The 26,969-nt window shown below is 63.9% G+C and carries 19 protein-coding genes; 9 read left to right on the plus strand and 10 right to left on the minus strand.

The genetic code is table 11. The annotated features are described in order from the left end of the window. Positions 1–16 precede the first annotated feature (16 nt). The 4 genes from CDI09_RS18045 to CDI09_RS03695 all read right to left on the minus strand — a co-directional run bounded on the left by CDI09_RS18045 (position 17) and on the right by CDI09_RS03695 (position 9,875). A complete protein-coding gene (locus tag CDI09_RS18045; RefSeq protein ID WP_167370134.1) occupies positions 17–181 on the minus strand; it encodes a hypothetical protein in 165 nt (54 codons plus the stop codon). A 214-nt stretch (positions 182–395) separates the two neighbouring features. After that, positions 396–758, minus strand: a complete 363-nt coding sequence (locus tag CDI09_RS03685; RefSeq protein WP_236944538.1) for a hypothetical protein — start codon at positions 756–758, stop codon at positions 396–398. A gap of 149 nt (positions 759–907) precedes the next feature. Beyond that, a complete protein-coding gene (locus tag CDI09_RS03690; protein WP_078523557.1) occupies positions 908–1,165 on the minus strand; it encodes a hypothetical protein in 258 nt (85 codons plus the stop codon). 154 nt (positions 1,166–1,319) lie between these two features. Continuing rightward, the gene (locus CDI09_RS03695) at positions 1,320–9,875 is read right to left on the minus strand and encodes a GH36-type glycosyl hydrolase domain-containing protein (protein WP_078523558.1); all 8,556 of its coding nucleotides are present in this window, start codon (positions 9,873–9,875) and stop codon (positions 1,320–1,322) included. A gap of 520 nt (positions 9,876–10,395) precedes the next feature. On the opposite strand from CDI09_RS03695, the gene CDI09_RS03700 reads away from it, so the two are divergent. Both CDI09_RS03700 and nhaA read left to right on the plus strand, forming a co-directional pair. Continuing rightward, positions 10,396–11,985, plus strand: a complete 1,590-nt coding sequence (locus tag CDI09_RS03700; protein WP_078527516.1) for a cation:proton antiporter — start codon at positions 10,396–10,398, stop codon at positions 11,983–11,985. A 170-nt stretch (positions 11,986–12,155) separates the two neighbouring features. Next, the gene (gene nhaA / locus CDI09_RS03705; protein ID WP_078523559.1) at positions 12,156–13,325 is read left to right on the plus strand and encodes a Na+/H+ antiporter NhaA; all 1,170 of its coding nucleotides are present in this window, start codon (positions 12,156–12,158) and stop codon (positions 13,323–13,325) included. Positions 13,326–13,545: 220 nt separating this feature from the next. Here nhaA and CDI09_RS03710 read toward each other — a convergent pair whose 3' ends face one another. Beyond that, positions 13,546–14,466 (minus strand): LysR family transcriptional regulator, encoded by a 921-nt coding sequence (locus CDI09_RS03710; protein WP_078523560.1) that lies wholly within the window; start codon positions 14,464–14,466, stop codon positions 13,546–13,548. Between the two features lie 145 nt (positions 14,467–14,611). On the opposite strand from CDI09_RS03710, the gene CDI09_RS03715 reads away from it, so the two are divergent. Beyond that, positions 14,612–15,385 (plus strand): SDR family oxidoreductase, encoded by a 774-nt coding sequence (locus tag CDI09_RS03715; RefSeq protein WP_078523561.1) that lies wholly within the window; start codon positions 14,612–14,614, stop codon positions 15,383–15,385. Positions 15,386–15,402: 17 nt separating this feature from the next. On the opposite strand, the gene CDI09_RS03720 is transcribed toward CDI09_RS03715, so the two are convergent. The 4 genes from CDI09_RS03720 to trhO all read right to left on the minus strand — a co-directional run bounded on the left by CDI09_RS03720 (position 15,403) and on the right by trhO (position 19,487). Then, complete coding sequence (locus tag CDI09_RS03720; RefSeq protein ID WP_249025080.1) at positions 15,403–17,298, minus strand: ABC transporter ATP-binding protein; 1,896 nt, start codon at positions 17,296–17,298, stop codon at positions 15,403–15,405. Further along, positions 17,295–17,543, minus strand: coding sequence for a hypothetical protein (locus CDI09_RS17515; protein ID WP_146220796.1), 249 nt, complete (start codon positions 17,541–17,543; stop codon positions 17,295–17,297). Before CDI09_RS17515 ends, CDI09_RS03720 begins: the two co-directional genes overlap by 4 nt. Further along, entirely contained in the window at positions 17,540–17,929 is a 390-nt protein-coding gene (locus tag CDI09_RS03725) for a T6SS immunity protein Tdi1 domain-containing protein (protein ID WP_146220797.1), read from the minus strand. The genes CDI09_RS17515 and CDI09_RS03725 overlap by 4 nt, the downstream gene beginning before the upstream one ends. A 475-nt stretch (positions 17,930–18,404) precedes the next feature. Then, complete coding sequence (gene trhO / locus CDI09_RS03730; RefSeq protein ID WP_078523564.1) at positions 18,405–19,487, minus strand: oxygen-dependent tRNA uridine(34) hydroxylase TrhO; 1,083 nt, start codon at positions 19,485–19,487, stop codon at positions 18,405–18,407. A 117-nt stretch (positions 19,488–19,604) separates the two neighbouring features. Here trhO and CDI09_RS03735 point away from each other — a divergent pair, with 117 nt between their 5' ends. After that, on the plus strand, positions 19,605–20,282 hold the full coding sequence (locus CDI09_RS03735) for a hypothetical protein (protein ID WP_146220798.1): 678 nt from the start codon (positions 19,605–19,607) through the stop codon (positions 20,280–20,282). 95 nt (positions 20,283–20,377) lie between these two features. Continuing rightward, positions 20,378–20,749 (plus strand): arsenate reductase (glutaredoxin), encoded by a 372-nt coding sequence (arsC, locus tag CDI09_RS03740; RefSeq protein ID WP_078527518.1) that lies wholly within the window; start codon positions 20,378–20,380, stop codon positions 20,747–20,749. A 2-nt stretch (positions 20,750–20,751) separates the two neighbouring features. Here arsC and CDI09_RS03745 read toward each other — a convergent pair whose 3' ends face one another. Next, positions 20,752–22,110, minus strand: coding sequence for an amino acid permease (locus CDI09_RS03745; protein WP_078527520.1), 1,359 nt, complete (start codon positions 22,108–22,110; stop codon positions 20,752–20,754). A gap of 328 nt (positions 22,111–22,438) precedes the next feature. On the opposite strand from CDI09_RS03745, the gene CDI09_RS03750 reads away from it, so the two are divergent. The 4 genes from CDI09_RS03750 to CDI09_RS03765 all read left to right on the plus strand — a co-directional run bounded on the left by CDI09_RS03750 (position 22,439) and on the right by CDI09_RS03765 (position 26,957). Beyond that, on the plus strand, positions 22,439–23,347 hold the full coding sequence (locus CDI09_RS03750; protein ID WP_236944539.1) for a diacylglycerol/lipid kinase family protein: 909 nt from the start codon (positions 22,439–22,441) through the stop codon (positions 23,345–23,347). Between the two features lie 67 nt (positions 23,348–23,414). Beyond that, the gene (locus tag CDI09_RS03755) at positions 23,415–24,305 is read left to right on the plus strand and encodes an NUDIX hydrolase (protein WP_078523567.1); all 891 of its coding nucleotides are present in this window, start codon (positions 23,415–23,417) and stop codon (positions 24,303–24,305) included. A gap of 139 nt (positions 24,306–24,444) precedes the next feature. Further along, positions 24,445–25,425 (plus strand): quinolinate synthase NadA, encoded by a 981-nt coding sequence (gene nadA, locus CDI09_RS03760; protein WP_078523568.1) that lies wholly within the window; start codon positions 24,445–24,447, stop codon positions 25,423–25,425. Next, positions 25,422–26,957: an L-aspartate oxidase gene (locus CDI09_RS03765; RefSeq protein WP_078523569.1), complete on the plus strand. Its 1,536-nt coding sequence runs from the start codon at positions 25,422–25,424 to the stop codon at positions 26,955–26,957. The genes nadA and CDI09_RS03765 overlap by 4 nt, the downstream gene beginning before the upstream one ends. The last annotated feature ends 12 nt before the right edge of the window (positions 26,958–26,969 follow it).

Below are 26,969 nucleotides of genomic sequence, written 5' to 3' on the forward strand. Positions count from 1 at the left end.
GAATGAGAATGACGGTTTACTTCGTATTATGCGGTTGTGAGCGCGGTCCGGTGGTGCGCCCCTGCGCGGGCGGGTCGCTGGCGGGAAAGCTCTCGTCAAGCGCTTCGTCGCGGCCCTCGTCTTCGTGTTCCTCGGCGGGGGTGGGCTGCTTTTCTTCCTTGGGGTCGGGACTGTTGTGCATGGTCATGCGTCCTTGTTCTGGAGTGGTGGCGGCGGGGGTGGCGGGTCGTCAAACGGGTCGGGGCCACCCGGCCCTGCTGGCGGCGGGTCACGCAATGGCGGGGGTGGGCCCGGCGGGGGCATGGGTGGCTGGCCACAGGGGTAGTACATGCCTGTTCTCACATAAGGCACGGAGCGGCGCGGTTTCGGGCACGGGCTCCGTGCGGCTGCGGGGCTTACTGTTCGCCGCTATCGGCTGGGGAGGGTGTCTTGTTCCCGCCTCGGCTGCTGCGCCCCTCGGAGCCGGGATGGGTATGGCTGTGGCCATGCGGGGTGGCGCTGCCTGAGGGATCATTATTGTCAGGCGGCTGCGTGCCAGGCTGTTCGCCCACGGTGCGCGGGTTGTTCCACAGCTTGTCCGACGGTTCGACACGCTGGCCGTTTGTGGAGGTGGCCGAGGGCGGATTGCGGCCCACCTGCGAGGCCGCTGAATTGGCCGTGGGGGATTCCCCGCCGCCCATGTCGGACTGGGCTACGGCCAGGGCGGGTACACTGGCCACGACGGCTGCAAGCAAGGTGGAATGCAGGATCTTTTTCATGGTTGTATTTTCTTTCATTTGGGGGATGACCCACGTATTAAAGGCATCACGCCAGGAAAAGGTTGCATTATGCGCCTGCCTGTCGTGTGAATACTTCCGCGTGGTCTGAATACGGGCATGAATACCGGGTGGATTGCCCGGTTGTGCCCTCAGGGCTTTTTGGTGGGGGTCGTGTCGTGCCGGTCTTCGGGGCGGGCGTGCTCGTTGCAGCCTTCGGCGCAGTTCTGCTGCGTGCCCTTGTGGCTGGTGGCTTCGACCCGTTCATCATTGTCGAGGCTGGATTCCGGCTCGTCCTCGCCCTTGCGGGGCTTGCCGTGCCCTTCAGCCTTCGGGGCGGCATGGCCTTCATCCACGGGGGCTGAAGGAGCTTCGCCGCCACGCGCGCGCTGATGCGTAAGGTAAGACATGATTCCTGTCCTTTATGGAAAGGCAGCAGTAAAAACCGCGTCTTTTCCTGCTGTCAGTCAGTCAACGGCACACGGGCGGGATGGTTCGGGCCTTTTGCGCGGGTGGCGGTAAATTAATAAGTGATGAAGCCGGATCTGAAACCGGCTTCATCCATCAGGCAACGGCCTGCGCTGGTGGCCCGAGTGTCACGGTTACGATATGGGTTGCGCCATCATCCACCATCCCGATCGCATCGGTGGCGGGCAGGGGCGTGCCATCAAGCACGACATGGCGCACGCCCGCGCTCACATGCTCGGGGTTGCTGACCGTTATGGCGTAGGTGGCGGTGCGCCAGCGTAGCCGCGCCGTGAATTCGGGCCACCCGGGCGGAATGCACGGATTGACAACCAGCGTCGTGCCCAGCACGCGCAGGCCAAGCAGGGTTTCCACGCCCACGCGTTGCATCCATCCGGCCGATCCGGTGTACCACGACCAGCCGCCCCTTCCCACATGCGGCGGGCGGGAATAGATGTCGGCTGCGACAACATACGGCTCCAGCCGGTACCGCCCGGCGGCCTCGGTGGTCAGGCTGTGGTTTATGGGGTTGATGATGTGCAGCAGGGCATGCGCCTGCGCCCCATCGCCCAGGGCTGCGAAGGCCATGACGGTCCACAGGGCGGCATGGGTGTACTGGCCGCCATTTTCGCGTATGCCGGGCGGGTAGCCACGGATATAGCCCGGATCAGGGCCAATGGTGTCAAAGGGCGGGGCGAGCACCAGCACCAGCCCGTCATCGGCGCGCACCAGCCGCGCGCGCACCGAGCGCATGGCATGGGCCACCCGGTCGGGCGCGCCCACGCCGGACAGCACCGACCATGACTGCGATATCGCATCGATCTGGCATTCCGCGCTGGCGTGTGAGCCCAGAGGCGTGCCGTCATCAAAATAGGCGCGCAGGTACCAGTCGCCATCCCATGTGGCCTCGAGCGCCGTGGCAAGGGCCTGCATGTGGGCCTCCCATGTCTGCGCGCGCGCGTTTTCGCCCCGCGCGCGCGCCAGCGGAATGAAGGCGGCCAGGGCCGCGTGCAGGAACCAGCCCAGCCACACGCTCTCGCCCCTGCCGTGCTCGCCCACGCGGTTCATGCCATCATTCCAGTCACCCGTGCCCATCAGCGGCAGGCCATGGGCACCCGTGGCCAGCGCATGATCGAGCGCGCGGGCGCAGTGCTCGAACAGGGGGGCGCTTTGTGATGAAACCGTCGGGACCATGAAGCGGTCATGTTCCTCCAGCGGCAAAGGCGGTCCCTCAAGGAAGGGGATGATCTCGTCAAGCACGCCCCCGTCGCCGGTTGTGCTGACATAATGCGCTACCGTATAGGCAAGCCATGCCCGGTCATCGGAGATATGGGTGCGCACGCCCGCGCCGGTCAGCGGCAGCCACCAGTGTTGCACGTCGCCTTCCACGAACTGGCGGCTGGCCGCGCGCAAAAGATGGGCGCGCACGGCCGCGGGGCGGCACAGCGCCAGCGCCATGCCATCCTGCAGCTGATCGCGAAAACCATAGGCCCCGCTGGCCTGGTAGAAGCCAGCCCGCGCCCAGACCCGGCTGGCCAGGGTCTGGTAAAGCAGCCAGCCATTGAGCATGATGTCGAGCGCGCGGTCGGGCGTGCTGACCTGTATGGACCCGGTCACCTGATCCCACTGGCTGGTTGCGGCTTCAAGCACGTGGTCAAGGTCGGCCGTGCGGTAGTGGGTGATGAGGCGGCGGGCATCCGCCTCGTTTTCCCCTTCGCCCAGCAGGAAGACAATCTCGACACGGCCACCCGGCGGCAGGGTGACCATGGTCTGCACCACGCCGCATGGGTCAAGCCCTGCGCCGGTGCGGCCCTGCACGCCGTTGGGGCGGGCGAAGGCGGCGGGGTTTTCCAGCGTGCCGTTGCGACCGATGAAGGCGGTGCGGTCACCCGAACGCGCACTCAGATAGCCGCCCATATCGGCAAACGCGACCCGCCCGGCATATTCCGCCTGCCAGCGGTTGCGCGCGAACAGGGCGCCGGTCTCGTCATCACGTTCGGTCAGGATGAAGGGGGCAGCCTTGCTGCGCGCGGGGCCAAGCACCCATTCCACATAGGCCGTAACCGACAGGGTGCGCGGCTGGGCCGACAGGTTGCGTAGCTGTATGCGCGTTATCTTGACCGCGTCAGCGGGCGGCACATACTGCAAAAGCGTGCTGGCAATGCCGTGGGCCACGCGGTCCTGGCGTGTATAGCCGCGCCCGTGGCGGGTGACGTAGGTTGCCGCCGCGTCGCGCCGTGTCGCGGCGGAAGGGCACCATAGCGTGCCGCTGTTCTCGTCGCGCAGATAGATGATCTCCCCCGCATGGTCGCTGACCGGGTCGTTCGACCACGGCGTGAGCTGGTGCTCGCGGCTGTTGCCCGACCATGTATGGCCGCTGCCTTCCGCCGTGACCTGAAAGCCGAATGTCTCGTTGGTGATGATGTTGACCCACGGCGCGGGCGTGGTCTGGCCGGGGCCAAGCACGATCACGTATTCGCGCCCGTTCTCGGCAAAGCCGCCATGTCCGTTGAAGAATTCGAGTTCTGGCACCGGTGGCGCGCCAAAGGCCGTGGCGGGCTGGCGCGGCGCGGAGGGCACGGGCGGCATGGGGCGTGCCAGCATGGATTCAGCCTGGTCAAGCTGTTCGGCCAGCCCCTGGCCCGCCACCAGCACCACGCGCGCGATCGAAAGGATCAGGTCCAGCACCACGGGTGTTACGAGATCGGCGCGCAGTACACGCACCGAACCTGCCGTGCTGGCCATGCGCGGCGTAGCATGCACCATCTGGTCGAGCGTCACCTGCAGGTCCTGCATGTAGGAGGACGGATGTTCGTTGAGGATGACAAGATCCGCCGCCACCTGCTTGAGGCGCAGATATTCCTGCGCCACGAGCACGAGGCGCACCAGAGCCGTGTCATCCGCCGCCTTTATGCGCAGCACGAGCAACGGCAGATCGCCTGAAATGCCCTGCGCCCAGATCAGCGGCTGCGGCCCGGCGCCGCGGGCAATGGTCGTGGCATCGGCACGCAGGGCCGGGCCCGCGTAAAGGATATGGGCGGCAAGGCGCTGGAACAGGTCCGCCGTGGCGGGGCTGATGTCGAGATGACGCAACTGCACCTGCGCCTGCGTCCATGCAAGCGTGCGCACGCGTTCGAAGGCCGTGGCGTCCTGATGGGTGTCGATCATGTCCAGCAGGGCGGCGCGGGTGGGGGCGGCCATGGTCCATAACGTGATGCGCGCCATGGCGCCGGGGCGGATGGAGAGCGTGGTGCGGATGGCGAAGGCGGGGTCCAGCACCGTGCCGGTCGCACCCGACAGCCGCGCGTGCGGGTTCAGGGCCACGGGGTCATGCACATCATGGCGGCGGCCGATAAAGCGGGCGCGGTCGGTTTCCACCTCGATCGCGCTGTCACATACCGCCATATGCGCTACCCATATCCCGTCTTCATCGGGCGCGCGCCTGCGGCGGGTGGCGATCAGCGCGCGGGCTTCAGGCAGGTATTCGGTCTGCACGAACAGCTTGGTGAAGGCCGGGTGCGCCAGATCGGCATCCTGCCCCAGCAGGGCCAGTTCGCTGTAGCTGGTAATCTCGAGCTCCATCGTCTCGCTGCCTGCGTTGTAGAGCGAAAGCTGGCGGGCTTCGGCGTCATCCTCGGCGGAGACGAGTATTTCCAGCGTCGTGGTCAGGTTGCCGTCACGGCGGGCGAACTCGGCGCGGTCTTCATGAAAGGCCACGCCATATTCATCCGGCCGTGCGGCGCAGGGCTGCATGGTGGCGGACCATACCCGGCCCGTGTTGCGGTCGCGCAGGTAGATGTACTGGCCGTATTCATCACGCGTCATGTCCTCGCGCCAGCGCGTTATGGCGTGGCCCAGCCAGCGGCTGTAGCCTGACCCCGCCGCCGTGAGCATGACCGTGTAGCGCCCGTTGGAAAGCAGATGGGTGACCGGCTGCACCGTGTCGGCCCGGTCAAGGTAACGGCCCGCGGGTGTCGTGACGGGTGGGGCGGGGGTCTTGCTGTCATCTTCGAGCGGCAGGGGGCGGGCCACGGCTCCCTTGCGCGGGGCGCGTTCGTGCAGCAGCAGTTCGGCCGAGGCCATGAGCGGATCAGCATGAAAGCGCGCGCGCATGATGCCCCCCATGAGCGTATCGGCCACGGCCAGGATCGACATGCCCTGATGGTGCGCCATATAGGCCCTTATGATCGCGACAGGGCTGCGGTCAGGCACGCGGCCGGGCGTGTAATCGAGTGATTCATAAAAGCCGTACCGGCCCAGCGCGCCGGTTTTTTCCAGCACGTACAGATTGGCCACCGCCTTTTGCGGGTCGACCATGGCGGCGAGCGCCGTGGCATAGGGCGCCACGACCCGGTCGAGCCCCAGCCCGCGCTTGAGCCCCAGCCCTGGCACGCCGAAGTTGGAATACTGGTAGGTATATTCCAGGTCGCGCACGTTATAGGCGGATTCCGATATGCCCCACGGCAGGCCGCGTGCCTGCCCGTAGGTGATCTGGCGCTGCACGATCAGCGTATTGGTCTGCTCGAGCAGGCTGCCCATGGGCGCGCGCATGACCAGCGAGGGCATGAGATATTCAAACATCGACCCCGACCACGAAACCAGCGCCGCCCCGTTGCCTACCGGGGTGATGGAGCGGCCAAGGCGGAACCAGTCCTGCGCGGGCATGTCGCCCTTGGCGATGGCGAAAAACACCGCCAGCCGCGCTTCGGAGGCCAGAAGGTCGTAGCAGTTGGTATCCTGCATGTCCTCCGCCACGAGGTAGCCGATCGAGAGCAGCTTGCGCGTCGGGTCGCACAGGAATTTGAAATCCATCTCCTGCGCCATGTGCCGCGCTGCCTGCGCAATGGCGGCAAGGCGCGGGCCAAGGGTTGCGTGCAGGCCGGGGTCAAGGTCGCGCTGGTGGCTCTCGAGCGCGCGCAGGGGGGCTGCAATCCAGAACAGCAGGTCGGTTGCGATGTCGGGTGCTGTATCGGGCAGGTTGCTGTACAGCACGCCAGCATGATCGACCGCCGCCGCCGCCTGGCGGCGCAGGCGGGCGAGTTCCGCCTCCGAGCGGGGGGCGGTGTCGGACAGGACCGCGTTTTTCAGCCCCGTGAGCAGGCGCAGCAGCTGCCGCTCGGGTGCGGTATGATTGCGGCGCGCGCCATTGCTGAAGGTGAGGTCGGCCATGGCGATGTTGAGCGCATCGGTCATGCCCGCGCGCCACGGGTCGGTTTCCGGCCCGCGTTCAGCCCAGCGCTGGCACGCGCTGGCCAGCGCAATGAGATGACCGGCCATGTTGCCGCTATCCACGCTCGAGACATAGGCAGGATCAAGCGGGCGCAGGTCATCGGTTGCGTACCAGTTGTAAAAATGTCCCCGGTAGCGCGCCATGCGGGCCAGCGTGGCGAAGGTCGCCTCCAGCCGGGCCACGGTATCAGCCAGTCCGGTCCAGCCAAAATCACGCGCGCTGATGGTGCACAGAAGATAGAGGCCGATATTGGTGGGCGAGGTGCGGCGTGCCAGGAACGGGGTCGGGTCTTCCTGAAAATTGTCGGGTGGCAGCATGTTGTCGGCGGGGGTGACATAGGTTTCGAAAAAGCGCCATGTGCGCCGCGCCGTCATGCGCAGGGCGCGGATATCGGTGCGCGAGGGGCGTGAGCGCGCGGCAATGACCGGCGTGCGGCTGGCCCACATGGCGATGGCGGGCGAAAGCCCCCACAGGACCGCCACCGGCACGCACACGAACAGGCTCCACGGCGCCCACAGGCTGATGCCACACGTAATGCCACCCGCCAGCACCGGCCCGGACAGCATATGCCCGTAATACCCCGCAAGGCCGGAGTTCATGCGGTCGGTCAGCTGGTCGGCTGGCACCCATTGCAGCATGTGCCGCCTTGTAACGAACACGCGCACCAGCGTGCGCCCGATCGCATCGGCCATGAGCCACGCCTGATGGGAAAGGAAGGTGATGTTGAGGAAGGTCATTATCCCGGCTTCGGCGCTGGCAGCGCCGAGCACGCTGAAATAGCTGCGCAGCGTGATCCATTCCCGCCGGGGTGCCAGATCGGCCAGCACGGGCAGGAAGGCGGGCAGCGCAAGGGCCAGCAGCATGAAGGCGGTCCACACAAGGGCCACGTGCAAAGGCAGGAACCACGCCCCCGCCAGCGCCGCAAGCGCCAGCGGCATGCTGAGCGTGCGGCGCAGGTTGTCGAGCATCTTCCACCGCGCGATGCCCGAGACATGGCTGCGTGGCGTATGGCCCGCCCCCGACAGGACCCATGGCAGAAGCTGCCAGTCGCCCCGCGTCCAGCGATGCAGGCGCTGGGCGGCGACGAGGTAGTCGGTGGGAAAATCCTCCACCACTTCAATGTCCGATACCAGCCCCGCGCGGGCAAAAATGCCCTCGAACAGGTCATGGCTGAGCAGCGTGGACTCCGGCACGCGCCGTGCAAGGGCCGCCTCGAAGGCATCAATGTCGTATATGCCCTTGCCTGCGTATGATCCCTCGCCAAACATGTCCTGGTACAGATCGGACACGGCGGCGGAATAGGCGTCTATGCCGCTGGCGCTGGCATATATGCGCTGGAACAGCGTGCTGTGGTGGCCGACCGGCAGGGCAGGCGTGACCCGGGGCTGGAGGATGGCGTAGCCTTCATGCACCCGGCCCGATACGGGGTCGAAGCGCGGGGCATTGAGCGGGTGGGCGATCTTGCCGATCAGGCGGCGCACGGTTTCAAGCGGCAGGCGCGTGTCGGCATCGAGCGTGATGACGTATTTTATGGCCTGTGGCAGGGCAGCAGCGGCTGGCATGAAGGTGGTGTCGGCCGCGCCGCGCAGCAGGCGGTTGAGTTCATGCAGCTTGCCGCGCTTGCGCTCCCAGCCCATCCACACCTGCTCGCTCTCCACCCACACCCGCCTGCGGTGCAGCACGAAAAAGCGCGTTCCACCGGGGGCAACGCCATATTTGTGGTTGAGTTTTTCCACCCCCGCCAGCGCCGCCGCCAGCAGGGGCTGGTCATCAGGCATGTCCTGGCTGGGGCTGTCGGGCCAGTCGGTCAGGAGGGCGAAGTGCACTTCATCATCACGCGTGGCAAGGTAATGCACCTCGATGCGCGCCAGCAGGGCAGCCACGGTCGCGGGCGTGGTGAGCAGGGCAGGCACCACCACCATGCTGCGTTGCGTGTGTGGAATCCCTTCCCTGAACTCCAGCCCCGGCAGGGAGGTGGCCTGTATGACCTCAAGCGCCAGGCGGTTCACGCATGCCACCGCCGCCTCGGATGCGGGCACGAAGGCAAGGGCCGCCAGCAGCCATGAAGCCCCCCCCATCGCGGCATCGCACAACCATAGCGGCAGGGCGAGGAACAGCAGCGTCAGCGCGGTGACGACAGCGCTGTAGGCCGTAATGCCGCGCGCGCAGAATGCCCTGACCAGCGTGAGTTTTACGGGGGGGCGGAAACCGATGGCGTTCTCAAGCTGCACCCTTCCCGCCATGAGCAGGTAGTAGCCGGGGTCGGCGCGGCGGGGATCATCGGGGGTGGTGACCTCGGCCTGCCGGGCCAGGGCCACCGCGCGTTCGGCTACGGCGATTTCGCTCAGCTCGCTGCCACGCGCGAGTTCCTCTATGGCCTTGCGATAGAGGTCGCGGCTGGCAAAATCGGCCCTGGTGAAGCTGTCATATGCCCCGAACACCCGGTTGACGAGGCACACCCGCTCGAAGGCTTCGGTCCAGTCAAACCCCGCGATCATGCGCAGGCTGGTAATGATGTTGCGGATGGTGGCGTTGAACGCGCCCTGCTCAAGCAGGTCATCACGCACCGCGTTATCCATGGTGGTGCCCCGGTCGGCCAGGCGCTGGGTTAGCCAGATCAGGGCCGGGTCTTTTTCCGGGTCCAGCCCGCGCGAGCGGTGGGCAAGCTGGGCGGTAAAGGCATGGGTGAGCGTGTGTGGCGCCACCGAGGCGAGCAGGGCGGACAGGGCGGCGGGCGTGTCCTGCCGGCAGGCCGCAAGCCGGTCGGCCAGGGCATCGGCTTCGCGCCTGCTGGCATTGTTGGCCATGATGGCGCTCGTAACCCGGCGCAGGTTCTCGATCAGCACGATGCGCAGCGTGATGGATACGGCCCAGAGTTCACCAATGTTCAGTGGCGTCACGCTCTGGTAGGCCAGCAGGTAGGCATAGAGCATGGCGGGCTGGATATTGCTGTCGGTGTGCGCCACGAGCGCCCACGTTACGCCAAACACGCGCGGCAGGCCCGCAAACGGCCCGTTGGCGAGCTTGGGCAGGCGCGCATAGTAACCCGGCGGCAGATCGATGTCCGTCTCGCGGATCTGCATGTCGATCAGGGCGTAGTTGTCGGCCAGCCACTGGGCGGCGGGGGTCAGTTGCCTGCCCGCCTGTATGGCCTCGGTAATACGGATATCGGCCGCACGCAGGAAGGCGCTGTTCTGCGCCAGCCTGCGTGACAGGGGCTGCCCGTATCCACGCGGGTCAGGGGTTATGGCCTGGGCCGTGGCCAGGCTCCTGGCATGGGCTTCGAGCCGTTCGGGGCCAAAAATCTCGCTTCTGATCGGCGTGATATCTTCCTGCCATGCTGGCCGGGTAGTCCATCGGGGCAGGCGCGCCAGCCAGGAGCGCAACGCACCACCGGGTTGAGAGGGGCGTGTGGTGGCGTTCATGTCATGCTCCAGCCGGGCGCGTGGAACAGAACCGCCACGCGCCGCCGTGTTTTTATTTGCGGAAAAGGCTTTTCCTTGGCTGCTGCGCCGGATTGGCGAGACGGTGCAGCAGACAGGGCCTGGCTTGCGCCGGTGGCGTTTCGGGCCGTGTGGGCGGCGGCGTGAGGAATGGGTTTTTTGCCGTGGCTCCGGGGGTATCCGGGCGGGTGCGGGATGCATCCATCGACTGTCCTCCTTTGTCTGGAGCGGGTGGGCACATGTAAAGATGATTGTCTGTGTGGTGCAGGGGCCGCGGATGAAAAGGGCGGCCTGCATGACATGAACGGGCGGCACGCGGCGCCGTTTCATGGTGGTGGTGGTATTTTATTTCATTCATGCCGTCATGATTGGTTGGCTGGTGTGGCACGACACCAAAAAGACATGAATTATTTCCGTTCATGGCCATGAATATTTTGTCAGATACCGATGGCATCGCTTGTGCGTTAAGGGGGCAGGCCCGGCTGAGACAGGTATGATGTTCATGTCCAATGTAGCGCGCTTTGAGTATATCCTCATGCTGATCGTGCTCATCGTCGGGCTGGAACTTGCCGCGCGCAAGATGCGCCTGCCACCTGCCGCCGCTCTCGTGCTGGGTGGCATTGCCATTGCGCTCGCCCCCGGCCTGCCGGTGCTTGAAATCGATCCTGATCTCGTGCTGATCGTGTTCCTGCCGCCGCTTTTGCTGGCGGGGGCGTATTTTTCCGTCTGGCATGCGTTTCGCCTGCACCTGTTTGGTATTCTGCAGCTTGCGGTGGGGGGCGTGGCCTTTACCACCTTTGCCGTGGGGCTGGCCGCGCACTGGCTTATTCCCTCCATGCCGTGGGCGGGGTGTTTCGTGCTGGGCGCCATTGTCGCCCCGCCCGATGCGGTGGCGGCCAAGGCCGTGCTCAAGCACGTGGTGCTGCCCGAGCGGATCACGACGCTGCTGGAAGGCGAAAGCCTGCTGGATGACGCGGCGAGCCTCGTCATCTACCGCTTTGCCACCGTTGCGGTGCTGACCGGCTCGTTCAGCCTTGTTCATGCCACCATCACCTTCGCATGGCTGGCCATGGGCGGTCTGGTGCTGGGCGGCGGTCTGGGCTGGTTGTGGATCAGGCTGCTGCGCCGGGTGCGCGACCGGATCCTGAGCATTACCATGACGCTGCTGCTGCCGTGGGTGGCTTATATCGGGGGGGAGTGGCTGGGGGCGTCGGGGGTGATTACCACGGTCGTGGCCGGTCTGGTGCTGGGGTGGCGGCAGCATGACGTGTTCAGCGCCGATGAACGCCTGCGCTGGGCGGCAGTGTGGGAGGTGCTGGTGTTCCTGCTCGAATCCCTCGTTTTCGTGCTGATCGGCATGGCGCTGCACGCCATTGTGCTGCGCCACAGGGGCACGGGCTGGGTGGCGCAGGATGTGTTTGGCCCGGTCATGGGCATTGTGCTGGCGGTCATGATATCGCGCTTTGTGTGGATGGCCCTGACCGAGGGGCTGCGCATCGCCTGCGTGCCGCCATCACGGCGGCCGGGCGTACGGGGGTTCATGACCTATGTTGTGGTCATGGGGTGGTGCGGCATGCGTGGGGTGGTCAGCCTGGCCATCGTGCTGGCGCTGCCCGCGGGCATGCCTGAGCGTGACATCATGCAGATCGCGACCTTTGTGGTCATTCTGGCAACCGTGCTGGGGCAGGGCACCACCATTGGCTGGCTGATCCGCATGACGGAGGGCGCGCGCGGACAGGCGCAGGGGCAGCGGCATTACCTGTCGGTATCGCAGGCGCGTGCCCTGATCGCCCGCGTGCAGGAGCGCGTCATGCAACATCTGGCCTATGATGCGCAGGGGCAGCTTGTACATGACCGCCTGCTTGAGCAATATGCCTACCGCGCGGAGCTGGCCGAGCGTTTCAGCCATGAGCAGCAGGCCCTGCAGGGGCGGCAGGATGCCCATTACCGCGCCCTGCTGGCTACCATAAAAGCGGGCCGTGCCGAACTGCTGCGCCTGCACCGCAGTGGCGAGATCCATGACGCCGTGCTGCACCAGCTTGAACATGAACTCGACCTGCAGCAGATGACGGCGGAAGGAGCCCTGATCTGAGCCAGATTTTTCACCCGGCTCCTACGGTTTTCGAGGTGTTTTGACAACAGGCTTCACCAAAAACTTTTGCATGCTGGTCCGTCTGTTCCGTGGTTACGCCTCTGGCTGCATGCCCTTGCGGCAGGGCAACTTATTGCAACGCGGCGGCATTCGGGTGCAATGACAGCGCGATGACTGTTCCGACCGCTTTCCTGCTCCCGCGCCTACGGGCTTTCTGGCGTTCGCCCTCAGGGGGTGCCTGCGTGTTGCTGCTGGCATCCGTGCTGGGGTTCGGGCTGGCCAACTCGCCTTGGGCCGGGGCCTATGGGGCGGTGGCGCAATGGCCGCTTGGCGTTTCCATTCTGGGCGCGCAGGGGCCACGCACTTTGACCGCCTGGGTGTCCGATGGGCTGATGGCGCTGTTTTTCATGACCATCATCCTCGAAATCAGGCAGGAAATCAGCGATGGCCATCTTTCATCATCCCGCAAGGTCGCCCTGCCGCTGATTGGCGCGCTGGGCGGCATGGTGGTGCCCGCTCTTGCTTACATTCTCATAACCCGTGGCGCGGCGGATGCGGCGCAGGGGTGGGCCATACCGATTGCAACCGATGCCGCCTTTACCCTACCCATCATCCTGCTGCTTGGCGCGCGCGTGGCCCCTGCGGCACGGGTGTGGCTGATGGCGCTGGCCGTGTTTGATGATCTGCTCGGCATCGTGGTGATCGCGGTTTTTTACGGTTCCGCACCCTGCTGGCCCGCGCTGGCAGGGGCCAGCATGGTGCTGGTCGGGCTGATTGCCGCCCGGCGTTGCGGGGTGGGCTATACCGGCGTTTATGGGCTGGGTGGCGTGCTGTTATGGGGTCTGTGCGTGCGCGCGGGCGTGCAGCCAACGCTTGCAGGTGTGGCGATCGGGGCGTGCCTGCCCGCCCCGTTGGTACGACCGGGCCTGAATGCGGTTGTGACATGGGTGGTGCTGCCGCTGTTTGGGTTCCTTAATGTCGGGGTCTCGCTTGCGGGGGCGCATATGGGCCTGCTGCTGGCTCCTGTGCCGCTCGGGGTCATGCTGGGGCTGGTGGTGGGCAAGCCCGTGGGCGTTTTTGGCGCAAGCGTGCTGGCGCGCAGGCTGGGGGTAGCAAGCCTGCCGGAGGCGACCTCGCTTTACATGCTGTTCGGGCTTTCGCTCTTATGTGGCATTGGCTTTACCATCAGCCTGTTCATTGTCGGCCTTGCCTTTACGGACCCTGCCCTGGTGGAGACAGCGAAGCTGGGTATATTCGCAGGCTCCCTTATCGCTGCGCTGTCGGGCTGGCTGTGGCTGCGTTTTGCGGGTCGGTCCAGGCAACGGGCAGAAGGTGGCTAGGTTGGTTTTGACAAAGGATATGATCCAAACTCTTGCGGCATGTAGGAGGATCAGGGAGCATGTGCCCTTGCCCCAGAAAGTCGATGACGTTTCTGGCTTTGAGAGTGCTATGGCAAGTGGAATATCGTGCATGTCCACTTTCGCCGCCGCAAGGCTTTGAATCCAGATCCTTTGTCAACACAACCTGGTCATAGAAGGTTCTGGTAAAGTCTTTACCTTATCAATCCGCCTCATCAGGCTGATTGGTCATTGCCGCCGCAAGTCGTGTTGCAAGCCAGTCGGCAAACACCTGCACCCGGCGTGACAGATGGCGGCGGTGCGGGTAGAGCAGCGCCATAGGCATGGGTTCGGGTCGCCACCGGGGCAGCACCTCAATCAGTTCGCCCGCTTCAATATGATGGCGCACGTCATAGGCGGGCACCTGTATCAGCCCCAGCCCGGCCAGGCCGCAGGCCACGAGGGCTTCGGCGCTGTTGACCGTAACCCGGCCCGACATGTGCAGGCTGTGCACCGTGCCGTCCGCCCTCCATTCCCATGCCTCCACCCGGCCGGTGGCGGGCGAGGCATAGCGCACGGCCTCGTGCTGCGGCAGGTCGGCGGGCGTGCGGGGCATGCCCCTGCGCGCCAGATAGGCGGGGCTGGCCACGTTGATGAGCGGCAGTTCACCCAGTTGCCGCGCAATCAGTGCGGAGTCCGCCAGCGGGCCGACGCGCAGCACGCAGTCGATCCCGTCCTCGATCAGGTTCACGGTGCGGTCGCTTACGCCAAGCTCGATGTCGATATCGGGGTAGTCGCGCAGGAAGGCGGGCAGGGCAGGGGCCACGATCAGCCGCCCGATGCGCCCGGGCAGGTTTACGCGCAGCCGGCCACGTGGCGCGGTGCGGTCCTTGCGGAACAGGGTTTCGGCTTCCTCCACATCCATGACCAGCCTCACGCAGTGTTCATAGAACGCGGTGCCATCAGGCGTGGGGGTGACGGAGCGGGTGGTGCGGGCCAGCAGCCTTGTGCCCAGCCGGTTCTCCAGTTCCTGTATGGCGGCTGATACCGAGGAGCGCGGCATGTTGAGCGTATCGGCCGCCCGGGTGAAGCTTGTGGTTTCCACCACACGGGTGAAAATACGGAACAGGTCGATACGATCCACGGCAACCCCGGCATGTATTGGGTGTTTGTTCGTTATTTCTGACAGGTGTTGTCAGAAAAGGGAACTTTATATCGCGATCCTGGCTGATACTGTGCACGAAGCAAAAGCGCCACGCGCGCTTGCCACGCATGAACGGAGGCTCGATATGGTAGATCACACGATCAAGGGTAAGACGGTTCTCATTGCAGGCGGGGCCAAGAACCTTGGTGCGCTTGTGGCGCATGATCTTGCAGCCCATGGCGCAAAGGCCATTGCCATTCACTACCACAGCGCGGCCACGAAACCCGAGGCCGAGAAAACACTGGCGGCGCTGCAGGCGGCAGGCGTAAAGGCCGTGGCCTTTCAGGCCGACCTGACCGCAAATGGCGCGGTGGCCAAGCTGTTTGCCGATACGGTAGCCGCCATCGGCCGCCCCGACATTGCCATCAACACCGTGGGCCAGGTGCTCAAGAAGCCGATTGCCGAGACCACCGAGGCCGAGTTCGATGCCATGTTCGCGGTCAATACGCGGGTTGCGTATTTCTTCATCAAGGAAGCGGGCATCCACCTGAACGACAACGGCAGGCTGCTGACCCTCGTGACTTCGCTGCTTGGCGCGTATACGCCGTTCTATTCCACCTATGCGGGCTCAAAGGCGGCAGTAGAGCACTTTACCCGCGCGGCCTCGAAGGAATATGGCGCGCGTGGCATTTCGGTCAACGCGATCGGGCCGGGCCCGATGGATACGCCTTTCTTTTATGGGCAGGAAGCGCCCGAGGCCGTGGCATACCATAAGTCGGCCGCAGCGCTTTCCCCCTTCAGCCGGACCGGCCTGACCGAGATCGAGGATATAGCCCCCTATATCCGTTTCATCGTATCGGAAGGGTGGTGGATGACCGGCCAGACCATTCTGGTCAATGGCGGTTACACCACCAAGTAGGCCGCGGGCGGCGGGTGCTACTGGTAGCCCGCCGCCTGTAATTCAAACAGTTCCGCATAGCGCCCGCCGTGTGCCAGGAGCTGTTCATGCGTGCCCGCTTCGAGCACGCGCCCGTGCTCGAGCACCACGATGCGGTCTGCCGTGCGTACGGTGGAGAAACGGTGCGAAATGACCAGCGCCGCCTTGCCCTGGCGCAGCGCGCGCAGGCGCTCGAACACATCCGTCTCGGCCCGGGCATCAAGGGCGGAGGTCGGCTCATCAAGGATCAGCAGGTCGGCATCGCGCATATAGGCGCGGGATATGGCGATTTTCTGCCACTCGCCACCTGACAGTTCGCGCCCCTTGGCCACCCGCTTGCCCAAAGGCTGGTCAAGCCCCATGGGCAGCTTGGCCATCACGCCATCGGCCAGCCCCTCATGGGCGGCAGCGGTAATGCGCGCGGTGTCATCAAGCGCTTCGATCCGGCCGACGGCAATGTTTTCCGATGCGGTCAGGCTGTAGCGGATGAAATCCTGAAAAATGACACCGATATGGGCGCGCAGGTCGGCAAGGTCCATGTCGCGCAGGCTCACGCCATCAACCGTGATCTGCCCTTCATCGGGCTCATAAAGCCGGGTGAGTAATTTTACGATGGTGGTCTTGCCTGCTCCGTTCTCACCGACCAGCGCCACCGTCTCGCCCGCGCCGATATGCAGGTCGAGGCCACGGATGGCCCACCTGTCCGTGCCGGGATAGCGAAAGCCCACATTCTCGAAGCGGATGCCCTGCCGGATGGGCGAGGGGAAGGGGCAGGAGACAGGTGGCGAGAGAATGGCCGGGCGCAGGTCAAGAAACGCAAAGAAATCATCAAGATACTGCGCCTGGCTGGCTGTTTGCGTGACCCCCAGCAGCAGGCTTGACAGCAGCCCGTGCAGCCGCAGGAACGACCCTGACAGAAAGGTCAGGTCACCCACCGAGAAGCGCCCGTTCACCGTATCCCACACGATTACGATATAGACGCCATAATACGCCACCGAGCCGATGGCGGCGAACGCTCCGCTCCAGGCAAACCGGCGCAGCGCCAGCCTGCGGTTCTGTTCCAGCACGGCTGCCGCAGCCTTGCTGAAGCGCCCGACCAGAAAGCCGCCAAGGCCAAACAGCTTGAGTTCCTTGGCATGTTCCGCGCTGGAGCCGACATGGCGCAGATATTCCATCTCGCGGCGCTCGGCTGTCTTGGCGCGGATCAGGCGGTAGCCCTCGGCATTGAAATGCGCTTCCCCCGCAGCAGCGGGCAGCAGGGCTACGATCAGCACCATCACCAGCCATGGCGCGAACGTCAGCACGCCTGCCGCCAGCATCAGCGCCGTGACCGTGGTCTGGGCAATGTTGAACAGCTGCACCAGCAGGTTGTTGCGCCCTGAGGCCTGGCGGCGAGCGCGCTCGAGCAGGTCCTGCAACGCGCTTGATTCGAACTGCTGCAGGTCGAGCGTTGCGGAATGTTCCATCAGCGCAAGGCTGACGGCATTGATGTAGCGTTCATTGAGCAGCCCATCGACCAGCGAGATGGCGCGTGATGTCAGGTCGGACAGGATGATGAGCGCGAATTCCAGCGCGATCCAGATTTCCAGCCGCGTGGCCGGGCCATGCAGCGCCCAGTGAGCCAGTGAACCCGTGGGCATGGCATGGCCGCCAAGGCGGATGACCTCATCAACAATCAGCTTGCCCAGATATAGCGCCAGCGGCGGCTGGATGGCCTGCACCAGCCGCAGGCAGATGCTGGACACCGTCAGCGCCGGGCTGCACCGCCAGATCTGGCGGAACATGCGCGGCACATGGGCGTACACGCCAAAGCGCCGCCTGAGCCGCGCGGACCATGGCTGGTGCATTCGGGGCCGGGGAGAAGAGGGGCGTGAGGGTTCGGTCTCAGCGTTCAACCAGTCTGTGCTCCCGATAAAAAGCTGTTTAAAACCAACTTATTGTATAAAAAGTTTTCGCACATTGTCTGTTTTTTTAAAGCAGCGTGCCTTACGGCCTTCGTGAAAAAGGCTTTACCACACACAACCATTCTCATGACAGGATGATCAGGTGCCCCGCAAAACACCAGCCCGGTGAACGCCATGCGATGCGGGACATGGATATGCAATTTACGCGCAGATGCCCAATAGTTTGTATTTTTCATCCACGTATCTTGTTTAGTATCTGTCCGATAATATTCCAGAAAACATCAATATCTTCTACGTATAAATTATCGATCTCATCCTTTCCGCTCAGGAATGGGGGTATTTTATAGGAAACGCATTCATTGTATTTCAATGATAAACCAGTTGCTGCCTGCCATTCTGCGAAGAAATTTTCTGCCAGGGCAGTATCGCCATATCTGACCAGCTCGTCATTGTGGAATGAAAAAATATCGCCTTCAATGTTGAATACATCGCCCGTTTCTGATTCAAACAATAATATATGATCGCCTTTTTCCGGATTTTTGGTCGCAAATACCCTGCCGAGCCAATCATATCCAAAGCATATCATTGTTTTTTTCGTAATCGGGGAATGCCTGGCAAACACGTTTTGACCATGTCTTGGTGTCTTCCGGCTTTACACTTCTGTACAAACCACCGTTAAACGAGTCTCCACCATAATTTTTAAAGAGATGGCATAAACTTTCTGTCATATCAGCAGAGTTATGGATAAGAATGATTTTCTTTATTGCGGGGCTGAGAATCTTTTTTAAATTTATCATCAAAATATTTAAATATGATCTTTTCTCTATTTTTCCTGTCTGTATTAACTTGCCTTCTGTCCTGTTCGGAGAAAAAGAAAATTCAGGTTGTGGTGTGTTTTTGATTCTGGAGAGGGTATTTGAAAAGACAGGGTCAATAATACCCTTAAATCATAAAGATTTTTGGTGAAGCTTTTTTCAAACAGCTTCGGAAGATGCCACCTTTTAAAAAATAGGCGACATCCCGAAACTGTTCTTGTTTTCAAATAATCTCTTGAAAATGTTGCGCACCTCCTGCGCATTGGCCTGTATGGCGGGCCATTATTTTGAAACGACCTTCTGCTTCCGTGCAGATGGAGCTACTTCTTCTGGCGCTTCTGCGCCATCAGTTGCGCCAACCGGCAGGGGCAGACCCATGTGGTGCGCGCCGCGGCTTCTGGCCAGCAGGATCTGGCGTTCGCGCTCGGCATAGCGCTGGCGCTGGGCCTCGGTGCGGTCCGTGCTGCAATGCGGGCAACGCACGCCTTCCTCGTAATCGGGGGACTGGCGGTCGGCCGTGCTGAGCGGCGTGCGGCAGGCGTGGCAGATGTCGAACGTGCCCGGCGCCAGTCCGTGGCCTACGCTGACGCGCTGGTCAAACACAAAGCATTCGCCCTCCCACAGGCTCTGGGGCTCGGGCACGGTTTCAAGGTATTTCAGGATGCCGCCCTGCAGGTGGAACACGTCCTCCACCCCTTCGGCGCGCACAAAGGCGGTGGCTTTCTCGCAGCGGATGCCGCCAGTGCAGAACATGGCGATCTTTGGCGTGCGGCCTTCGTGCTCTAGCGCGGCCCGGTGCTCACGGAACCATTGCGGAAATTCACGGAAGGTTTTCGTGCGCGGATCAATTGCGCCGCGAAAGGTGCCAATCGCCACTTCATAATCATTGCGGGTGTCGATCACGATGGTGTCGGGGTCTGAAATCAGGGCGTTCCAGTCCTCGGGCGGCACGTAGTGGCCCACGTCGCGCCGCGGGTCGAGGCCGTCGACGCCCATGGTCACGATCTCGCGCTTGATGCGCACCTTCATGCGGTGAAACGGCAGCGCGGGCGCGCGCGAGAACTTTACCTCAAGCCCGGCACAGCCGGGCAGGGTGCGGATAATGGCCAGTATGGCGTCAATCGCCGCATCCGTCCCGGCGATGGTGCCATTGATCCCTTCATGCGCCACCAGCAATATGCCGCGTATGTCCAGTTCATGGCAGGCGGCCAGCAGCCGCTCGCGCACGGCGGCCACATCCGCAAACGGGGTAAAATGATAGAGGGCCGCGACATGGATGGGCAGTTCCGCCGACGGCGATGCGGAAGAAGGGGATGGATCTGTCACACTGGCAACCCTGTGCTGGAAACGGCCACATGCAGGCATGCGGATACATGAAGCCATGATATATAGCCGAACCACGGCCTGAATGCACCATGCGCCGCGATGGTGCCCAGGGCGCCCGCATGGCGGGTGGCCCGTGCCGCGCAGGGATCAGGAAACATGACGGACGATCTTGTAAAGAACATCTTTTACCGGTGCGATGACCGGGAGCATTTCCTGCTGGAAATGGCCTCGGGTCACGATTTTTCCGATATCAGCGCATTTGTCGATCAGGTCTTTCCCCCTGGTGCTGCTGATGATTTTGACCTGCTGCTGTATAAAGGCCAGAAGCTGGCCCTGCGTGGTTCGACCCTCATCGCGTTTGAAAAAGAGGGGTGCATCGTCTTCCCTTCTTTCGGCATCGAGGTGTGGGCAGATGCCGCGCCGATACGGACCCTGATCCGCCACCACATTACCTCCATGCAGGCCATGAGCGCGGCATGGGGGGGCTTTACGCGGGAGATGGCGCATGTCCGCGCGGCCGCCTGCAAGGCCGTGCGCGACATGGATGCCGGTTTGAGCGTGTGCTTTGACAGCCAGCATAATGCTTACGTGCTCAAGGGCCCGCATGTCATTGCAACGGCCAATATCATCAACAGCGCGCAAATTCCGTTTGTGGTTGATATGGCAAGGGAGAATCTCAAAGCAGGTCTGATCCTGCCCGTTGACGTGCCGGAGGAAGAAATCGCGCCGCTGCCCCCGCTGCGGCAGTTCCACTTTCCGCGTGATGCGCATTTCATTGATGCCTACCGCATTGCATCGCAAACGCAGATCGACCCGGACGAAATTCCCTTCTGAACAACAGGCCCTTTACGCCGGCGCGGAAATGGTGGACCACCATGGCCGGGCTCAGGCCCAGCCTACTGTTCCTCTCGCGCCATGTGAGGCATGCCATGACCGTAACCCTGTACCATAATCGTGCCTGTGGCACCTCGCGCAACGTGCTGGCCCTGATCCGGGCTGCCGGAATCGAACCCGTGGTGGTGGAATACCTCAAGACCCCGCCCACACGGGCTGAACTCGATGTGCTGGCCAGCAGACTGGTCGTGCCGGTGCGCGACCTGCTGCGCGAGCGCGGCACGCCCTACGGCGAACTCGGGCTCGACAATCCCGCGCTGGGTGACGGGCAGATCCTTGATGCCATCGCAGCCCACCCCATCCTGCTCAACCGCCCCGTGGTCATGACCGACACGCAGGCCCGCCCGTGCCGCCCGAAGGAAATGCTGTTCGGGATCCTGCCACAGGCCCGGCCGACTTCATCGTGAAATTACGCCTGCCGTTTACGGCGCAGGGCGTGGATCAGCACGAAAAACACCGTCGTGCCCAGACTGGCCAGCGCCGTCATGCGCTGTGAGGGGTTGAGCAGCATCGCCCCGAAAATGACCAGCACGCCCCCCAGCGTTGCAATGTTGATGACGGGAAAGAACGGCAGCCGGAAACACGCCTGCCGCATGGCGGGCGTGGCCGCGCGGCGGGTGACCATATAGGCCGTAACGATCAGCGAATAGACCAGCAGGATCACGCCCCCACTGCAACTGAGCAGGAAGGAGAACACCGTACCCGGTGCCACGATGGAGGAAAACGCCACCACGCCGCCAGCCAGTGAATTGGCCATGATGGCATTGACCGGCGTGTTCTGGCGGTTGCGGTGTTGCAGTAGGGCGGGTGCATCGCCATGGCGGGAAAGCTCGGCCAGAATGCGCGAGGTGATGTAAAGGCTGGAGTTCATGCACGACAGCACCGCCGTCAGCACCACTACCCGCATGCACGCCGCCGCCCCCGGAATGCCCATGGCCTGCATGGCCGCAACAAAGGGCGAATGGCCTGGCATGATGGTCCACCACGGCACGATCATCAGGATCAGCGCGATGGACAGGCTGTAGAACAGCATGATGCGCGTGCCGAGGCTGCGGGTTACATGCGCCACGTTTCTGGCCGGTTCGGCGGATTCACCGGCTGCCACGGTTGCTATTTCCGAGCCGATCATGGTGAACAGGAGGGTAGGGATGATGGACAGCACCCCCAGCGCACCATGCGGAAAGATCCCGCCATGCCCCGTTACATTGTGCATGACCGGCACGCCAGGGCCAAAAACATGCGCTACGTACAGCCCGCCCGCCACCACAAAGGCCACGATGCTGGCCACCTTGATGAGCGAGAGCCAGAACTCGCATTCACCAAAAATATGCACCGCCATGCGGTTGACCAGGTTCAGCACCACGATCAGCGCCGTGGCCAGCACCCAGACCGGCAGCCTGATCCAGTCCTGCAACAATATCGCGCCCGCAATCGCCTCGCTGCCCAGCGCCACCAGCCAGAAGAACCAGTACAGCCACCCCGTGGTAAACGCAGCGCCATTGCCATGGGCAATGCGGATATATTCCACGAACGATCCCTTGCCGGGGCTTGCAATCACCATTTCCCCCAGCATGCGCATGACAAGCATGACCAGCATGCCCACCGCGACAAAGCCCAGCAGCACCGCAGGCCCGACCGAAGCAATGGCCGCACTGCTCCCCACGAACAGCCCGGCCCCGATCGCGCCGCCGAGTGCAATCATGATGATGTGGCGCTGCCTGAGCATGGAGGCAGGTGGGGCGGGGCAGGGGGGCGTGCCCTCAGTCATGCTGCCTGCCATCGTGCCTGCTGCCTGAGGGGCGAGAGGTCTGGGCGCAGAAACCTGCCGGAACCAGGGCCGCCCATATCAATGCCCGACAGGCGTGGCCGTGCCTGCAAGGCTGTAATCGTTTCACTTTCATCCATACCATTAGGACAGGAAGCCACACCGTCTGTAAAGGGGAGCGGGGTCGGGCCATGATGTCATAACGCGCTGGTTTTCCAGCAGTTAAGGTTTCGGCAGTTAAGGTTGGGGCGTTGAGCCGCCCCGCCCGGGGCACGGCCAGCCGGATGGGTCCGGTAGTCATCTGGCAGGTGGTGTTCTACAGGTTATGACCATGACTGCGCTCCGATCCGTTACCATTATCGTCAATCCCACCGCAGGGCGGGGGCGGCGGCGTACGGACCATGCCACCCGCCTTGCCGGGGCGCTGCGTCGCGCAGGTGTTGCAGTGCAGGTTGTGCATACGCGCGATCGGGGTCATGCCACCGCACTGGCGCGCGCGGCGGTGCGCCACGGCGGGTGCAGCCATATCGTGGCTACTGGCGGCGATGGCACTGTGGCCGAAGTGGCGCGGGGGCTAGCGGGCTCGGATGTGGTGCTGGCGGTGCTGCCCGTTGGCACGGCCAACGTGCTGGCGCGTGAACTCGACCTGCCGTTTGATGAGGACCTGCTCGCGCGCAGCATTATCGCAGGCGCCACCACCACCGTGTGGCCGGGCGTGCTGCACACGGCGCAGGGCATGTCGCTTTTCGTGCAGATGGCGGGGGTGGGGTTTGACGCGCATGTGGTCCACACCGTCTCCCCGCGCCTGAAGCAGGCCGTGGGCCGCGGGGCCTATGTGGTGTCGGTGCTGCGGGCGCTGTGGCGTTACCGCTATCCGGTTCTGCGCGTGGAGGTGGATGGCGCGGTGCATGAAGCCTCGTCCGCCATCATCTCTAAAGGCGCGCTGTATGCAGGGCGGCATGTGCTTGCGCCTGCTTCCGTGCAGGGGGAAAAGGCGTTCTCCGTCGTGCTGTTTGGCAAGGCCGGGCCATGGGCAACCCTGCGCTACGGGCTGGCCCTGCTGCGCGGTACCCTGCCGCGCCAGAAGGATGTAACGATCCTGCGGGCCACCACGGTCGCCATTGCCGCGCCCGCCGGCCTGCCCGTGCAGAGCGATGGCGATGCGCATGGCCATACCGCCATACGGGCGCACATCAGTGACCAGCCCATCCGCATCGCCATTTGCCCGCGCGTGCGGTGAGGTCGGGAAAATCCCTCCCCAAACCGGGCCGGGGCGTGATAGGTTCCTGCCCGCCATGACAACCCATATGATGATCGAGCTGATCGCTGTCCTGACGGCCGTGCGGGGGGATATTCCCCAGGTCATGACCATCGACCATGGGCGACAGTTGCCTTCCGGCCCGCTGGAAAGCACGCATCGCTCGCTGCAGGCTGGTGTCAGGGCGTGGGTCGAGCGCCAGACCGGCCACCCCATCGGGCATGTCGAGCAGCTCTACACCTTTGCCGATCATGACCGCATCCTGTCGAGCACGCAGGGGCGGATGATCGCCATTTCCTACCTTGCCCTCACGCGCAGCCACGCGGGTGAGACGGGGTGGCGCGACTGGTACGACTACTTCCCGTGGGAAAATTGCAAGAGCGATGAGGGCCGCACCAGCCTGGCCCTGATCGAGCGCCTGCTGTGCCACTGGGTGGCGGGCATGGGCCACGCCGCCGAGCGCGTGCGGCAGTGGCAGCGCTGTGTCAGCCTGTTCGCCATTGGCGACATGGTGGCCTGGAATGACGAACTGGTGCTCCAGCGCTACGAGCTGCTGTACGAGGCGGGGCTGGTGGCCGAGGCAGGCTGCGCGCCCGATCGCGCCGTGCCGGGGCAGTCCATGCATCATGACCATCGTCGCATTCTGGCAACCGCCATGGCGCGGCTGCGTGCAAGAATACGTTATCGCCCGGTTGTGTTTGAACTGATGCCCGAGGCCTTCACCCTGCTTCAGCTCCAGCGCGTGATGGAAAGCCTTTCGGGCGTGCATGTGCACAAGCAGAATTTCCGTCGCCTGATCATGCAGCAGCAACTGGTTGAAGAAACGGGCGAAATCGAGGAGCGTACCGGCGGTCGCCCGGCCCGTCTTTTCCGCTTCTGCGGTGAGGTGCGGCAGGCGCGACAGTTCGTTGGCACCAAGATCCCGCTGGTGCAGCCCTGAGGGGAGCGGGCGTACTTCACGAAAATCCTGATTGACAAGCGGGCTGTTTCGCTCTGGAAGTGTGGGGCCGGTCCCTGCGGCTCGACTTATACTCAATATGAGCATAAATGGCATGCGGGAATGGGAAGGGAGAACAGGCATGAACCAGATTGCGCCACGTGACGGAACCGACGGGCTGTATGACCGGGTGCGTCATCTGGTCCCCGAAATGGAATGGGAGACCTTTGTCGAGGACATCCGCGCGATCGAAGTCCTCAAGCGCGAGCGCAACGCCGTCATCCTGGCGCATAACTACCAGACGCCGGAAATCTTCCATTGCGTGTCCGATATCCGTGGCGACAGCCTCGCCCTGGCGCGTGAGGCCCAGAATACCGATGCCGACGTGATCGTGATGGCGGGCGTGCATTTCATGGCCGAGACCGCCAAGATGCTCAACCCGCACAGCACCGTCCTGATCCCCGACCTCAAGGCCGGCTGCTCGCTGGCCGATTCCATCACGGGAGCCGATGTGCGCCTGCTGCGCCAGCGCTACCCCGGCGTGCCGGTGGTGACCTATGTGAACACCTCCGCCGAGGTAAAGGCCGAGAGCGATATCTGCTGCACCTCGGGCAATGCGAAGCGCGTGGTGGAAAGCCTGGGCACGGACCGTGTCATCATGATCCCCGATGAATACCTTGCCCGCAACATCGAGGCCGAGACCGGCATCAGGATGATTACCTGGGCAGGCCACTGCGAGGTGCATGAGCGCTTTACCCCCGGCGAGATCGAGCGCATGCGCGCCGACCATCCCGGCCTCGTGGTGCTTGCCCACCCCGAATGCCCGCCCGAGGTCGTGGCGGTATCGGATTTCAGCGGCTCCACCGCCATGATGGATGATTACGTGCGCGACCATAAGGGCGGCCGCATCCTGCTCGTGACCGAATGCTCCATGAGCGACAACCTGGCCGTGCGCTACCCGCAGACCGAGTTCATCCGCCCGTGCAACATGTGCCCGCACATGAAGCGCATCACGCTGGCCAATATCCGCCAGTCGCTGGAAAACATGACGCATGAGGTCACGCTCGACCCGGCAATGGCCAGCCGTGGCCGCCGTGCCGTCGAGCGCATGCTGGCGATATGACCACCCTCCCGCCACTGTCATCGCTTGAGGGGCAGCCGCTCATCGTGGGGGCAGGGCTGGCGGGGGTCATGACCGCGCTTTCCACCACGCGGCCCTGCGTGCTGCTGTGCGCGGGCCGAGTGGATGAAATACGCCCGCCCCATGCTGCGAGCATGTTGGCGCAGGGCGGCATGGCGGCAGCCGTGGGGACTGATGACACGCCCGCCCTGCATGCGGCCGACACGCTGGCGGCGGGCGCTGGCCTGTGCGACCCCGCCATCGTGGCGCGGGTGACCGATGATGGCCCTGCCGCAGTCCGGCGACTTGCAGCCCTGGGCGTGGAATGGGACCGCAACCCCGATGGCAGCCTGCAACGCGGGCTGGAGGCCGCCCATGCGCGCCGCCGCATCGTGCATGCGGGCGAGGACGCGACGGGGGCCGCCATCATGCGCGCCCTGATCGCCCGGGTGCGGCGCACTCCGCGCATTACGGTCATCGAGCACGCCCGCGCGCGTGACCTTGTGCTGCATGATGGCGTGGTGGCAGGGCTGCGGGTGGTGATTGCAGGGGAGGAGGCAACCCTGCCCGCCACTGCCGTCGTGCTGGCTACGGGTGGCGTGGGCGGCCTGTTTGCCGATACCACCAACCCGGCGGGGGCCACGGGCAGCGGGCTGGCCATTGCGGCGCGCGCGGGTGCCGTGCTGGGCAACATGGAGTTCGTGCAGTTTCATCCTACCGCCCTTTCCGCCGGGGCGGATGGCCAGCGCCTGAGCCTTGTCAGCGAGGCCGTGCGGGGCGAGGGCGCCACCCTGATTGACGAAACCGGCGCCCGCTTTACCGAGGAACTGGCCACGCGTGATACCGTATCGCGCGCGGTATGGCGGCACATGATGGCAGGGCACACGGTCTATCTTGATGCCCGCAAGGCCATCGGGGCCGACTTTACGCAGCATTTTCCCGCCATTTCCGCGCTATGCGCGGCGCATGGTATCGACCCGGTCACGCAGCCCATTCCGGTGCGGCCTGCCGCCCATTACCATATGGGCGGCGTGGTGGTTGACCATGCGGGGCGCACGGGCGTGCCGGGCCTGTGGGCCGCGGGCGAGGTCGCCTGCACCGGGCTGCACGGCGCAAACCGTCTGGCCAGCAATTCCCTGCTTGAGGCGGTGTCATTCGGCACATGGATCGGCCAGGCGCTCGATGGCCATGACCACCCGGTAAGGCCCGTGGCCAGTGTAGCCGCAACGGGGCTGGCATGGACCGCGCCACCGGTTGGCCTGCGGCGGCTCATGAGCCGTTATGCCGGTGTTATCCGCAGCGGGTCGGAGCTTGAGGCCGGGCTGCGGCAGGTGCTGGCCCAGCCTGAAAGCGATGCCCGGCTGGTCTGTGCCGCCATCATGCACGCGGCCCTGATGCGCGCTGAAAGCCGGGGCGGGCATTTTCGCAGCGATTATCCGCACACGGCACCCACGGCCCAGGTCTCGCGCCTGACATTGGCAGACCTTGCCCGCCTGAGCGTGCAGATGGACGCGCCTGTGGCCACGCCCCAATGAAGGAAAGAAACG

Source organism: Komagataeibacter nataicola (assembly GCF_003207795.1).
Taxonomy (GTDB): Bacteria; Pseudomonadota; Alphaproteobacteria; order Acetobacterales; family Acetobacteraceae; genus Komagataeibacter; species Komagataeibacter nataicola.